The sequence below is a fragment of the Hyphomicrobium sp. genome, from assembly GCF_019744875.1.
GTDB lineage: Bacteria > Pseudomonadota > Alphaproteobacteria > Rhizobiales > Hyphomicrobiaceae > Hyphomicrobium_C.
The window spans coordinates 22,933-36,421 of the sequence record NZ_JAIETU010000005.1 but is presented as its reverse complement, the minus strand read 5'-3'; the positions used below and the strand labels follow the sequence as shown (position 1 = coordinate 36,421).

Annotated in this window: 14 protein-coding genes; 12 read left to right on the top strand and 2 right to left on the bottom strand. The window is 58.4% G+C overall.

The window, feature by feature from the left end; genetic code table 11:
- Nucleotides 1-7: 7 nt before the first annotated feature.
- Complete coding sequence (locus K2Y42_RS10225; RefSeq protein WP_291151894.1) at nt 8-274, bottom strand: metal-sensing transcriptional repressor; 267 nt, start codon at nt 272-274, stop codon at nt 8-10.
- A gap of 138 nt (nt 275-412) precedes the next feature.
- On the opposite strand from K2Y42_RS10225, the gene K2Y42_RS10220 reads away from it, so the two are divergent.
- The 8 genes from K2Y42_RS10220 to K2Y42_RS10185 all read left to right on the top strand — a co-directional run bounded on the left by K2Y42_RS10220 (nt 413) and on the right by K2Y42_RS10185 (nt 10,216).
- Nucleotides 413-847, top strand: coding sequence for a hypothetical protein (locus K2Y42_RS10220; protein WP_291151893.1), 435 nt, complete (start codon nt 413-415; stop codon nt 845-847).
- Nucleotides 848-925: 78 nt separating this feature from the next.
- On the top strand, nt 926-2,311 hold the full coding sequence (locus tag K2Y42_RS10215) for a TolC family protein (RefSeq protein WP_291151892.1): 1,386 nt from the start codon (nt 926-928) through the stop codon (nt 2,309-2,311).
- A 15-nt stretch (nt 2,312-2,326) separates the two neighbouring features.
- Entirely contained in the window at nt 2,327-3,718 is a 1,392-nt protein-coding gene (locus tag K2Y42_RS10210; RefSeq protein ID WP_291151890.1) for an efflux RND transporter periplasmic adaptor subunit, read from the top strand.
- A 10-nt stretch (nt 3,719-3,728) separates the two neighbouring features.
- Nucleotides 3,729-6,974 carry a CusA/CzcA family heavy metal efflux RND transporter gene (locus K2Y42_RS10205; RefSeq protein WP_291151888.1) on the top strand — a complete coding sequence of 1,082 codons (3,246 nt, stop codon included), beginning with the start codon at nt 3,729-3,731 and terminating at the stop codon, nt 6,972-6,974.
- The gene (locus K2Y42_RS10200; RefSeq protein WP_291151887.1) at nt 6,975-7,511 is read left to right on the top strand and encodes a hypothetical protein; all 537 of its coding nucleotides are present in this window, start codon (nt 6,975-6,977) and stop codon (nt 7,509-7,511) included.
- Between the two features lie 64 nt (nt 7,512-7,575).
- Complete coding sequence (locus tag K2Y42_RS10195; protein WP_291151885.1) at nt 7,576-8,556, top strand: tetratricopeptide repeat protein; 981 nt, start codon at nt 7,576-7,578, stop codon at nt 8,554-8,556.
- 169 nt (nt 8,557-8,725) lie between these two features.
- Entirely contained in the window at nt 8,726-9,391 is a 666-nt protein-coding gene (locus K2Y42_RS10190) for a cation transporter (protein ID WP_291151883.1), read from the top strand.
- A 168-nt stretch (nt 9,392-9,559) separates the two neighbouring features.
- On the top strand, nt 9,560-10,216 hold the full coding sequence (locus tag K2Y42_RS10185; protein ID WP_291151882.1) for a hypothetical protein: 657 nt from the start codon (nt 9,560-9,562) through the stop codon (nt 10,214-10,216).
- 120 nt (nt 10,217-10,336) lie between these two features.
- Here the strand turns inward: K2Y42_RS10185 and K2Y42_RS10180 are convergent, their stop codons facing one another.
- Nucleotides 10,337-11,206, bottom strand: coding sequence for an IS1595 family transposase (locus K2Y42_RS10180; RefSeq protein ID WP_291151880.1), 870 nt, complete (start codon nt 11,204-11,206; stop codon nt 10,337-10,339).
- Nucleotides 11,207-11,422: 216 nt separating this feature from the next.
- Between K2Y42_RS10180 and K2Y42_RS10175 the strand changes: the two genes are divergently transcribed.
- The 4 genes from K2Y42_RS10175 to K2Y42_RS10160 are packed head-to-tail and all read left to right on the top strand — an operon-like array spanning nt 11,423 to nt 13,482.
- The gene (locus tag K2Y42_RS10175) at nt 11,423-12,157 is read left to right on the top strand and encodes a hypothetical protein (RefSeq protein WP_291151879.1); all 735 of its coding nucleotides are present in this window, start codon (nt 11,423-11,425) and stop codon (nt 12,155-12,157) included.
- 21 nt (nt 12,158-12,178) lie between these two features.
- Nucleotides 12,179-12,562, top strand: coding sequence for a hypothetical protein (locus K2Y42_RS10170; RefSeq protein WP_291151878.1), 384 nt, complete (start codon nt 12,179-12,181; stop codon nt 12,560-12,562).
- Nucleotides 12,563-12,577: 15 nt separating this feature from the next.
- Nucleotides 12,578-13,234 carry a hypothetical protein gene (locus tag K2Y42_RS10165; RefSeq protein ID WP_291151876.1) on the top strand — a complete coding sequence of 219 codons (657 nt, stop codon included), beginning with the start codon at nt 12,578-12,580 and terminating at the stop codon, nt 13,232-13,234.
- The gene (locus K2Y42_RS10160; protein WP_291151875.1) at nt 13,234-13,482 is read left to right on the top strand and encodes a hypothetical protein; all 249 of its coding nucleotides are present in this window, start codon (nt 13,234-13,236) and stop codon (nt 13,480-13,482) included. The genes K2Y42_RS10165 and K2Y42_RS10160 overlap by 1 nt, the downstream gene beginning before the upstream one ends.
- The last annotated feature ends 7 nt before the right edge of the window (nt 13,483-13,489 follow it).

Sequence of the window (13,489 nt, the reverse complement as noted above, 5' to 3'; positions counted from 1 at the left end):
CTCGTTCCTAAAGATATTTCGCAAGTGAGCGCATCTGCCCAATGGCTTCGGTGGAGGACATCGTGCTCTTCGTCAGCGCATCATCCATGCAGTGACTGATGTGATCATGGATGAGTTCCCGCTTAGCGTTCGTAATCGCGGCTTCCACGGCATGAAGTTGTTGCGCAATCTCGAGACAATCGCGGCCGTTCTCGACCATGGCCACAAGAGCCCGCAAATGCCCTTCCGCGCGCCTCAGGCGCTTGGCGATGGAAATATGTCTTGCGTCGGTCATTACCCGTATCCTATCCTCCGGGATAGGATACGGCAAGGTGTCAGTTTTTCTACATGTTGCTGTGCCGCGGATGCAATTGTGCCGAGCTAACGACTCGTTTACCCTTGCATCGCAAACTGTAGTGGCGACCGGATAAAAATGAGCCTTTGGCAACGCGCCATAGCCATCTTCGTTTTGATGGTGTTCACGCCGGCATCCGTGCTGGCGGGTACGCCATTGCGCATGTGCATTGGATCGGACGGTCACCGCGCGATCGAGTTTGTGCTTTCTGCTGAGCATCATTCGGAAGCTCAGCACGCACATTTAGGTGATTGCGGTCCGAGCGCGCGACATGTCGCGCCGTCACCGGAATGCACAGACAGCCCGCTTCTGAGCGTGGCGCAAAAACCGAACTTCGCCGCTCAAGCCAAGTTCACTATCCCGCTCGACGATCTACCGGTCCTTGCTTTGCCGCCGGTGAGTTTGAAGTTGCCCGCATTTGCGGATGCGCCGACCGGCGAACTGCATTCCGCATCCGTATTGCGTCGTGATTCACGACTCGACGCGCTCAGGACGATCGTCCTTCTCATTTAAATCCTGGATTCCCCATCCAATCAAAGCGCGTCGGCGGGGGCTGACAGCGCTTCTCAACCTTATTTTGTGGGGGAATTCATGCCAGCCCTTTCTGGCTTCAAGTCTGGACTCTTTGTAGCGCTTGCCTTCGCCGTGATGGCGGGTGGCTGCGGCTCACTTGCGCAAGATCCCGCAACCGGCGGTCTACCGTCGCCCGAAGCCTATGCGTCGGATCGCGACTTGCCTTTGCGGCCTGCAGTACCCCCAGAGATGCCCGTACCGGGCGCTGTCGGAGAGCCGGGATACGCCGACACGCTGACCCTAAGAGACGCGGTCACGCGGACGCTCGCCTTTAGCCCCGCAGTCAAAGCGGCGTTCATCGAGATAGACGCGCGGCGCGGGGAGGAAGCCCAGTCAGCTGTCCGGCTTAACCCGCAAGTGTTGCTCGAAGTCGAGAACTTCGCAGGGAACCGAGACAAAAACGGGTTCGATAGCGCCGAGGAAACCCTGAGCCTCGCTCAGACTATCGAACTTGGCGACAAGCGCCTCAGACGCCTGCAGGCCGCCCATCTCGATACGTCGCTTGCAGGATGGGATCACGAAACCATCCGGGTGAGGGCGGCGACGGATTCGGCGCAAGCCTTCGTCGACGTTTTGATCGCTCAAGAGCGATACAAAGTGCTCGGCGAGTTCGTCTCGCTCGCGAAAAAGACGCGCACCAGTGTCGACGCCAGGGTCACGGGCGGCAAGGCGAGTTCCATCGAGCTAGATCGGGCGAGCGTGGCCCTGGCGCGAGCCGAGGCCCTACAGAAGGGCGAGAAGGTCCGTATTGAAGCCTCCAAGCGCAAGCTCTCGGCCCTTTGGGGATCTCCGAACATCGATTTCGGCAGCGCTGTCGGGCGTCTGGGCAACGGATATGCCGCGCCCAGCCCTGAAGCGCTGATCGCTCTTCTCGACAACAATCCGTCCCTTGCGCGTTGGGGCGACGAAATCAACCGCCGCGTGGCGCAGCTTGACCTCGAGCATGCCAAGGCAATCCCCGACATCACCGTCGGCGCCGGCGTGAGGCAATTCCAGGAGAATGACTCGACCGCGATGGTGGCATCAGTGTCGATGCCAATACCGCTCTTCGACCGCAATCAGGGCAATATCGCCGCCGCCGAGCGACGCATCGCCAAAGCCGAGAACGAGCAACTCGCCACGCGTAACGACCTCTACGCAACACTGGTCGAAGCACTCGGTGAACTCAATGTTGCCGCAACCGAACTCAAGGCCCTCGAGAAGGACGTTTTGCCAGGCGCCCAACGCGCCTACGACAAGACGAAGATCGGCTTCGATGAAGGCAAGTTCGACATTCTGAACGTTCTGGACGTTCAACGCACCGTCTTCGAGTCGCGCCTCGAAGTGCTGACGGCGCGCGCGAACTACGAAAAAGCGCGGGTCAGAGTCGAAGCCCTGGTCGGGCGCGACCTCAACGGAATGTGAGATTTGAGGATTGTGATGAGCTGGAAGACGAAATTCATTGTGGCTTTGATGATTGTCGGCGTTGCCATCTTCATCGGATTGAGAGAGCTCAAAAGTTCCTGTGCTCCGGCGCCAAAGGCGGACGAGCACGGACACGGGCACGGCGAATCCGAACAGCATGCCGACGAGGGCTTCGGCACCAAGGTCTGTGAAGAAGGCTTCTTCGGCGCTATTCAAGACTCGCTCGGATTCTCCGAGAAGACGGCAGCGAAACCGACCGCGCCGTCCGCCGAGGGCGAGCATGCGCATGCCGAAGGCGAAAAAGAAGGTCATAAGGAAGGCGAAGGCCATGCCCATGGCGGCGAGGAGAGCTCAGAAGGGCTGATCAAGCTCACCGCCGCTCAAATCAAAACGAACGGGATCGATATGGCGCCGGTCATGTCGGGCAAATTGGTCAAAGAAATCGCCGTGCCGGGCCGCATCGCCATCAACGCGAACGCGCAAGCGAAAATCGTTCCCAAGCTCTCCGGCACCGTTGCTCGCATCGAAAAGCAACTCGGCGAGCAAGTGAAAAAAGGCGACCTTCTGGCCATACTCGAAAGCCGCGAGATGGCAGACGCGAAGGCAGACTATCTTGCATCCTGGAGAGCCGAAGAGCTTGCACGTTCGATTTACGAACGCGAAGAGCGTCTCTGGAACCAGAAGGTCACCGCCGAGCAGGACTATCTCACGGCGAAGAACGCTCACCAGTCGGCAAAGATCAAGCTCGATTTGGCGCATCAGAGGCTGGATACGATCGGTCTTTCGCACGACGAGATCGAGGCGCTTCCCAAGCAGTCGGGTGAAAACGGCTTCCGCTTTTACGAGATCCGTTCGCCTATCGCCGGAAGTGTGACAGCACGAGACGCGGTACTCGGCCAGATGGTCGGGACCGATCGTGACATTTTCACGATAGCCGACGTGTCCAGAGTGTGGGTGGAACTGGCCATAGCGCCGGGCGATCTCAGCTTCGCCCGTGAAGGCCAAGACGTGCGCGTCGAAGCCGGTACTCAAAAAGGTGTCGCTAAGATCGTCGCGCTCAGCCCATTGATTGATCCTGAAACGCGCTCGGCCAAAGCTATCGCGGAGATCGACAACGCCGGCAATGTCTGGAGGCTCGGTGACTACGTCAACGCACGGTTGATGTCTGGCGAGCAGGAAGCGGACCTCATCGTGCCGCAAGCCGCCATCCAAACGGTGAATGGAAACAAAGTCGTCTTCGTCAGCGAAGGCGGAGGTTTCCGTGCGCGCCCTGTGACGACCGGACGTTCTGATTCGACGAATGCCGAAGTGCTCTCGGGGCTCGAGTTCGGAGAGACGATCGCGACATCAAACACCTTCACGCTCAAGGCAGAGCTCGGCAAGGCCGAAGCCGAGCACGAGCATTAGAGGAACGGCCATGATCGAACGCATTCTCGGCTTTTCCCTCACCCACCGTTTCCTTGTGGTGCTTCTCGTAGCTGCGGTTGCCGCCTTCGGCATCCGCTCGCTCCAGCAGCTTCCCATCGACGCCGTACCGGACATCACCAACAATCAAGTTCAGATCAACACCGAGGTAAGTTCGCTCTCGCCCTTCGAGATCGAGAAGAGCGTTACGTTCCCGATCGAGACGGCGCTCGCCGGTATTCCGGGTCTCGAATACACGCGCTCACTTTCTCGAAATGGTTTCTCGCAGGTGACCGCCGTCTTCAATGACGACGTCGACATCTATTTTGCACGCACACAGGTCACCGAGCGCATTTCTCAGGTCAAGGGAGATCTACCCGCGGGGGCCGACCCTCGCATGGGGGCGGTCTCCACAGGTCTTGGCGAAATCTATATGTGGACGGTGCATTTCGATCATCCGCGCGGCAAGGGCGCTGAGATCAAGGACGGACAACCGGGGTGGCAAAGCGATGGCAGCTATCTGACGCCAGAAGGCCTGCGCCTCACGAAGGATTTTGAGTTCGCCATGTACCTGCGCACGGTCCAGGACTGGATCATTCGGCCGCAGCTCAAGGGAATCGCAGGCGTAGCGGAAGTCGACTCGATCGGTGGCTATGAGCAACAGTTTCATGTCCAGCCCGATCCGCAGAAGCTGCTTTCGTTCGGCCTGTCATTTGCCGATGTGATCGCCGCTCTTGAGAAAAACAACAGCGGTGTCGGCGCAGGCTACATCGAGCAGAAGGGAGAATCCTACACGGTTCGCGCTGACGGCCGTCTCGAAACCATTGCGGATATCGGGAACGTCATCATTGCCAACAAAAACGGGGTGCCCGTTTTCCTCAAAGACGTTGCCGAAGTCGGTATCGGTCGGGAACTCCGAACGGGATCGGCGAGTGAGGACGGGAACGAAGTCGTCGTCGGAACCGCGATGATGCTCAAAGGCGGCAACAGTCGCATCGTCTCAAGCCTTGTCGACGAGAAGATGCAATCGATCGGCAAGTCGCTCCCACCCGACATCGCAATCAAGACGGTGTTAAACCGGACCCAGCTTGTCGATGCGACCGTCAAGACCGTGGCGAAGAACCTGGCAGAAGGCGCCCTGCTTGTCATCGTGATCCTGTTCGTAATGCTCGGCAATTTGCGCGCAGCCCTCATTACGGCACTCGTTATCCCGGTAACGATGCTGATGACGTTGACGGGAATGCTGGAAGCAGGGATCTCGGCAAATCTCATGAGCCTCGGGGCGCTCGATTTCGGTCTCATCGTCGACGGCGCCGTAATCATTACAGAAAACGCCCTCAGGCGTCTCGCCGAGCGACAGCATCATGAGGGGCGGCTTCTAACACTTCATGAGCGCCTTCACGAAGTGATGGTTGCGAGTAAAGAGATGATTCAGCCCACAGTGTTCGGTCAGGCCATCATCATAACCGTGTATCTGCCGCTCCTAACCTTCACGGGCGTCGAGGGCAAAATGTTCGAGCCCATGGGGCTGACGGTGATAATCGCGCTTATCTGCGCCTTCGTTCTCTCTCTGACATTCGTTCCGGCGATGCTTGCGATTTTCGTCACCGGCCGCGTGGAGGAAAAGGACAATTTCATCATTCGCACGGCCAAGGCGCGATACGAACCCGTTCTCAGGGGTGCGCTGAGCGAGCCGCGCTTCGTGATGCTATCAGCGGCGGGCCTGTTCGTTTTTTCGCTACTGCTGTTTACGCGTCTGGGGCAGGAGTTCATTCCACAGCTCGACGAAAAGAACCTAGCCATGCACGCCATGCGCATTCCGTCGACGTCGCTCACCCAGTCGACCGAGATGCAGCTAAAGGTCGAAAGTGTAGTTCGCAGTTTCCCTGAGGTCGCCTTCGTGTTCTCGAAGACTGGCACGGCGGAAATGGCTGCAGATCCCATGCCGCCACACGTGTCTGATACGTTCATCATCCTCAAGCCGCAGTACGACTGGCCGGACCCATCCGAAGCCAAGTCGTCGCTTCTGGACCGGATCGCCGAAGCATTGGGTAAGCTGCCTGGCAACAACTACGAGTTCACACAGCCCATCCAGATGCGCTTTAACGAACTGATCTCCGGCGTTCGCAGCGACGTGGCGGTCAAGGTGTTTGGCGATGACTTCCAGCAGCTTGGAGATACAGCCAACAAGATCGCCGGCGTATTGCGTTCGGTTCAGGGCGCAGCGGACGTCAAGGTGGAACAGACGACCGGCCTACCGATGCTGAACGTCAGACTCAACAAGGAAGCCGTCGCCCGCTACGGGCTCAACGTTAGTGATGTGCTCGATGTCATATCCATCGCGGTCGGCGGCCGTGAAAGCGGTCTGATCTTCCAGGGCGATCGTCGCTTCGACATCGTCGTCCGATTACCCGACGATCTGCGTGACGATATGGCAGAACTTGAGAATTTGCCTGTTCCCGTGCCGGATACGGACGGCGAATCTGGAAAACGCCCGACGTTTATTCCGCTCAAGACGCTGGCGAGCTTTGTCGTGGAAGAGGGGCCCAACCAAATTAGCCGTGAAGACGGGAAGCGCAGGGTTGTCGTCCAGGCCAACGTGCGCGGGCGCGATATCGGGTCGTTTGTGACAGAGGCGCAAGAGAAGATCGACACGCAGGTTAAAGTCCCGGCAGGCGAGTGGCTGACTTGGGGCGGGCAGTTCGAGAACCTTCAGGCCGCCCGTGCTCGCCTCATGATCGTCGTGCCAGCTTGCTTCTTCGTTATCTTCCTCATGCTGTTCACGGCACTCGGGAACGTACGTCAGGCCCTATTGGTGTTCTCTGGAGTACCGCTTGCCATTACAGGCGGCATTCTCGCCCTCTATTTCAGAGACATGCCGTTCTCGATCTCCGCCGCAGTTGGCTTTATCGCGCTCTCCGGCGTTGCCGTCCTGAACGGCCTCGTGATGGTCACTTACATCAATCAGCTCCGTGAAAAAGGCCTTCCGGGAGATGAAGCAATTTTCGAGGGTGCAATGACGCGCTTGCGGCCCGTGCTCATGACCGCGCTCGTAGCATCGCTCGGGTTCGTTCCGATGGCAATCGCAACCGGCACCGGCGCGGAAGTGCAAAAGCCGCTGGCCACGGTCGTCATCGGAGGCTTGATCAGTGCCACCATCCTGACCCTTGTCGTCCTACCGGTCCTTTACAAGCGCTTCATTCTGCCTGAAGCGCCCAAGGCCCAAGAAGAAGCACCAACCACTAAGGAGTACGCATAGATGATTATCAGAGCCAAATTGCTTGCCCTTGGAACCGTCGCCGCCGCGGTTCTCTCTCTTCCTGCTTTCGCTGAAGGTTACGATCGCGGGCTTGAGAAGCACCACGGCGTGATCGTCTCAGCGAATGACGGTCATGATCACGGTAGCGACGCCCATGATCATGGGAAGGACCACGGTCATGAAGATAAGAGCCACTACGACGCCAAGACATTCGCATCGGTGAAAGACGCCTGGGCGTTCCTCGGCACAGCCACGGCGAATGCCGAAAAACTGGCGGCTGAAGGAAAGATCGAACCGATCCACGAGCTGGCAGAGCAGATCGGCGCGGCCGTCCACACGCTCGAAGACAAATCCGACATGGTGACAGGTGACGCCAAGAAGAAGCTCACAGCCGCGTTGAAGCAACTCGACAAGGCTGCGGACGAACTGCACCATTCCGCAGAAGGCAAAGACGCTGACGCCACTTCTCTCAACCTGAAAAAGGTCAAGGGACTGCTGCCGCTGATTCAGGGCCTCTACCCAGCCGGGGCGCTGTAGTTTCCAGAGGATGCCGCCCCTTAAATCCCCGGAGCGGCATCCTCGCCTTCCAAAGAGGCGAGCCATGATAACAAAATCGACATGGTTGTTGCTTGCTACGGTCGGCGTTTGCGCCTTAAGCGCGCCTGCTTCACTCGAGGCAGTGACCAACGATCCATCTCCCTTGCGCATCAACGATACGGGAGAAGAGATCCATGAACGCGCCGCGCAAGCGGTGTTGCAAGGACGGCTCTTTGAAGCCTTACGCGGCTTCGATGAAGTGCTCGCAAACAACCCCACGAATGCCGCTGCATACTACAACCGCGGGAATGTGCGCTATTTGCGCAAAGAGTTCGAGCAGGCCGTGAACGATTTCACATTCGCGCTCAAATACCGACCCGGATTTGCTGCCGCGACCATGAATAGAGGCGTCGCCCTATCAAATCTCAATCGCCTCGACGAGGCCATCGTCGATCTCAACAAAGCCGCCGAGCTTGACCCCGCAAACCCGGACGTGTTTTTCAACCGGCTGATCGTCCATGTGAAGCGCGACTCCATGGATGAGGCCCTTGCAGATTATGACAGAATGGTTCGCCTCGACGGCCCGGGTTTGAATATTCCCGAAGCCAGAACGCGGCTCAAAGCGCTTCTCGGCCGCGTCGATGAAATGGCCGTAGTTGGGCGCGAGCGCAATCGGCGCATCGTCGCCGAGATTGACCACGCAAGGACCGTCGAACAGGTGCTCGAGTTCACTGAGCGGACTTGCATCCGCCACGGAGACGACACTTCGGCTCTCACGACATTAGCTGAGGCGGACGGCTGGAGCAGCGCAACCGAGACGCAGCTTAAACAAGGCAGTACGCCAACCGTCAAACTTACCGCAGGATGGACGCTCACGAACCGTCTTGGGAGCATTGCAGTCATTCAATCCCGTTCCCTCCGATATCCGAACCAAATCGCCTGCTCGATCACGGCTCGGCTCGGTGACGCGCATTGGTTCGATGACTTTGCCACGCTGTTCACAAGCAAATTCGACTCCCCCCCGTCTGGTCATCAAAGAATCTGAAGGCAGGCGGGAAAGCAAACTGGTCGTGGTGAGAGCAGATCAAGCGCGCGTCGAGGTAACTCTTTTGCAGCTGACAGAGAACCGCGTGTTCTCCGTAGCCACCATCCACCGAAGGGAAGGGAATCCGCCGCATCGGTGAATTGAATGCGTCTATTCCTTTAGGATTCTAATGAAGCGCCAAAAACAATCGTCGATCCCAAGCCGATCTCAGGGTGACAATCCCTATGATCTGCTCGAGCTCCGAGGACTTACGTCGAGCCATCGCAGTGCTCTCAGGGCGGTCATCGCGCTCGCAGGCTCAATGTTCGTCATTGAAACTGCCGCAGGCCATTATTGCGGCTCGCACGCGCTTCGGGCTGACGCTCTAGATTTCTTGAATGACACGCTGCTCTATGTGCTGAGCCTCGCCGTGTTGGGAAAAGGCGTCCGCGCCCGCGCTGGCGGAGCAGCCGTGAAGGCCGCTCTGATGTGCGTAGCAAGCGTTTGGGTGCTTGGGTGCGCCGTGTATCACTTCGCGGCACCCGAGCTTCCAAACGTCGGGATCATGGGAATTTTTGGTGCGCTCGGCATCATCACGAACATTGTTTGCCTCGCGATTCTGGCGCCTCACACCGGGCAACGCCGTGTACTCCGGGTCTATGAGGATGAGAAGAGCGGACCCGATATCCTTGGCAGCTCAGCCGTGGTCGTCACGGCCGCAGCCGTATGGATGCTTCAGTCCCCATGGCCAGATCTTTTAATTGCGGTCGTCGCGTCCGCACAGCTTTTCTGGCTTGCAGCAAAACTATTGGGGCCGGCACTTGCGGTCTATCAGGCGAACGAGCCCGAAACCTAGGAAAAACAAAAAGGGGCGCTTGTGGAGGCAGAATGCCATCATATAGCAATCGCGCCGTCCGAATCTTGACCGGCAATTTGCCTCGGGACTGGCCAGTTGCCGTATGTCTGGGGATCGTGCTATGAGTAGCGCCGCCACGGTGGGGGCGACTCAGGCAGGGTCGGGAATATGCAAAAACGCCTCGACGTCTTGTTTACCGTTCTGCGCAAACGGCCCGCCTATAAGTGGGCCTGGGCTATTCTCAGCGCAGTGGGCTTCTACGATCTCATCGGCGCACAATTTGTATCTCAGCAGTGGGCCGAAAAAATGCCCACTGTGAACGATTTTCTGAGTAACACGACTGGATTTCTTCCGTGGTGGGGTTGGGTCATCGTAGCGCTGACAGCGGTTGCGCTCGCTTGCATTGAGTATGCTGTCCGGCTGGAGAGACCAGCGCCGGCCCCCATCGAAAAACGCGAGTATGTCGTCCGCACTGTGCAACTCGGTCAACTCTCCCGAGAACAACAGCTAGCCAGGGCGTGGGATGCTGACCGAAAGTATGGCAGAGACAAAATATTAGAGCTTCGTGAGAGCGTTAAAGAGATCGAAGCGATGGCAATGGGGCACGGGCCGAACGATGATGCCGTCACTCAACGTTTCCAGTCGATCTCTCGTGACTATTTGAGAGATGACACGTTGAATCCGCTGATCAGCGATTTGTTTTTAGCAGCCACGCTGTTGAAGCACGCGACCGGGCCGGATCGCACAGATGAGCTTATGAACAAACTCCTCAAAGCGAGCCAGAGGCTGCTAGATGAGACCTCTTGGGTGATTCACGGAGGCTGAATATGTCTCGCGGCAAATACCTTAGCCTTGAAGAAGCTCGCGAGAGCGGCGACTTCAAGCGGTTCTGCGATCAGCATCCTTCCGAGGCTGATCGCGAGCGCTTCTTGAAGCTCCTGCGGGTTATGAGCCAAGGCGCTTTAGTAGGAGAGGAAACATCGCCTCGGGAGAGTGCCGGAGATTCCACCGGAACTCGAACTCCGCGAGGTACTTAGGCAGGTGGCGCGCTGAAACCTGAACGTGTGTGCCACGGATCGAGCGCTTCAGAAGCGACCAGAACGCCTCAATGGTGTTCGTGTGATGCACGCCGCGCACCCATTCTTCAGTCGTGTGGTTCACGACGCCGTGGTTCGGGTAACCGAGTTCCTTCAGATAGTGATACTGCTTCGCCTCGTCCGTGCTGACGGTCGAGTTCGGTGTGACGTTCTGAAGAACGTGCTGCACAAGCGTCGCGCTCTTGTTGTCCGGCACGACGCGGGCGATCACGTCGCCGCCACGCTCGGCAATACCGACAACGATGGTTTTGTTGTCGCCCTTGCGACGGCCACGGCCCTGCCCCTTCACGCGACCGCCGACATAGGTTTCGTCAACTTCGACGTGGCCAGACAGCGGCGGGTCGCCGTCTACGAGCGCGAGATACTTCCGGATTTCATGGCCCATGCGCCAAGCGGTCTTGTAGTTCACCGAAAGCTGGCGCTGAAGCTCCTTGGCGGGAACGCCATGGCGCGTCGTGGTGAACAGGTACATCGCATAGAACCACTTCTGGAGCGGCGTGTGCGACTTGTGGAACGGCGTTCCGACCATGGGGTGAACGTGGTTTCCGCACTGGCAGGTGTACGCAGGCATCTTGGTCAGCTTTTTCCACTTCCCGGTCTCGCCGCAGCGCGAGCACTCGTGATCCGCGCCGAACCGCGCCTTGAACAAGTGGTCCAGGCAAGCGTCGTCGCTCGGGAAAAGCTTCATAAATTCAATGACGTTCATCGGCTTGGCCATAGTGGCTCCCTCCATCTACAGCCAATATAGCGCAGCCCGTCACATACGTCAACTGGTCAATCAGGATTTGCCTCAACCTCCCTCCGCTTATCCGCCGTCCCCCGCTCGTGCTTATTCGTTAGAGGCTCGGCGACTCTGGAGTGGATAAACATGCGTGGTGCTTGTGTACCTATCGCGGTCCTGTGGTGGCGTGTTGTCGGGTGGGGGGCTGTCCCATTGGCGGGTTTGGCGGGGACAGCGAGGGCTGACAATCCGCAAGCGGTTATCGAAGCCACGGCTGCCCGAGAAGATTTCTATTTCGAAGCCGTGATGGAAACGCTTTCACTCCTTTTCACTGGGGCGGGGGAAGAAGAGAAAGGACTTTGCATCACCGACTCGTACTTCGGCTCGCCGCTCGGGCAGAGAGTCGTGCTCTACAGTCTGTGGATGCATCGGGACAAGCTTCCCGAGACGGTCGCCATACCGCTGTTCGACGAGATGTGCGCCGAACCGGATGGTGCGACCTCGAAGCCTTCAGCGGCTGAGTGGCGTACCGCCGCGATGTCCCAGGCATCGACACCGAGCTGGGAAAATACCGATATGTCGATGGTCCTGTTTGCTGGGATGCGGACCATGTTCACGTTCGCGGCCGTCCAGTTGAAGAATCCCGCTCTCGCGCAGTGCATCGTTGAAAAGTACGACGACGCCTTAGAGGCGAAGATATTGGGTGCCGGCCAAACGCGGCCACCGCTGCACGCGCTTTATGATGAGATGCGGTCACTCTGCACGCTGTTTCCGAATGGCCCGGCAAGCAAGAACATGGTGATGACGAAAATCCCGGACATTGATGGGGCTGCGCGCGAGCGCCTGCTGACGGTGGCGGAGCTCAAGGCGTGCGATCGGTATTCGGGATCGTCGCGGAAGGAATGCGCCGAAGATGCGTTCAAGGCGCGGATGAAAGCGCTCCGATAGGCGAGCGCATCACGGTGGCACATGGTCTACTCCGAGCAGGAAGCGTTCGTGTTGGCATGGTTCTGGGGGCCGGACGACGACGTTGACAAGCTTTTCGATGCGCTTCTGCGGATGAATCACGCCCGCACCGGCAAGCCCGCCACGCAAGCGTCCATCGCTGAATTGATCCGGTTGATCGACGCGACCATGATCACGCTGCCCCCGACGGATATCAATCGATGGCGGGCGCTGCAGTGGTGGGATATGGCGGACTCTGTCCTATCGTGGCGGCTCATGATGACGGTGTACTGGCCGCGATTGAAGCCGGACATGAAACAGCTTGTTTCGTGGCGCATTGAAATGCATCGCGACCAGTCGTGGATGCACGCGATGATTTGGGAGCGGCAATCTCTATTCGGTTTGTGATGCGTGGAGGGGTGCATGGCAACGCAGATGTCACGTCGCGCGGCATTGATCGGGGGCGGAGCGGCTATCGCCGTCAGCTTTCCGGCAGCGAAGACAATCTCGACCGTCTCCATTGAACATCCGGATTACTTCGCGGTGTCCGGCCATGTGAGTTGGTTTTGTGAGAAGTGGGGGCTGGGATCGATAAGGGGGAAAGGACCGGACGGAGAACGCATGCGGGACCTGGTTTTCACGCCGCAGCTGTTGGAAGAGACAGGCCACACCACGACGCGGATGGGAACTCGCGTGGCGTGCATTGCCAAGCCCATACCGAAGTGTAGTCCCCAAGTTGTCCAGATTATAAGCATCGACGGGGCGCCTGATCCTCTGTGGGAGCAGAGCTATCTCGTCGACATTATCGGGTACGATCTCAGGACCGAGCGCATTCGTTCCATCACGTCGGAGACAGATGAGATGGGGTGCCCGATCAAGGTGCTGCTGGCAGCTGGGATCGAAGAGCTGCCGCTGCCGACGTTTGCGCGGGTGCGCCTAGCCTACGATGTGAATGGCCATATCCAAATCAAAGCGATCGAAAAGCACCGTCCGGGGACCCGGTGGTATGGTAAGCGACCCATTGCGGACAAATACAGGTCAAGACCGGTTGTGCGCCTGACCGATCGGGTTGCCGCCTGATGGGGTTCCTGGTGCTGCTTGCGGTCACGACGGCGGCTTTTTTCGGCGGCGAGCCGTGGTTGATCTTGCTTGGCGGTACCGGCCTGCATCTCGAGTCGGTCGGCAAGTACTGGTCACTCGTGTTGAGGGCACGAACCGCGGAGGCTCGTGGGGTCATGATGAGGGGGTGGGCGGTGTCATTCGGGCAGTGCCTTTTGTTTTCCTCTCTGGCCTTTGCACTTGGATACGCCCTTTCTTTGCTGGCGTAAGGAGTGC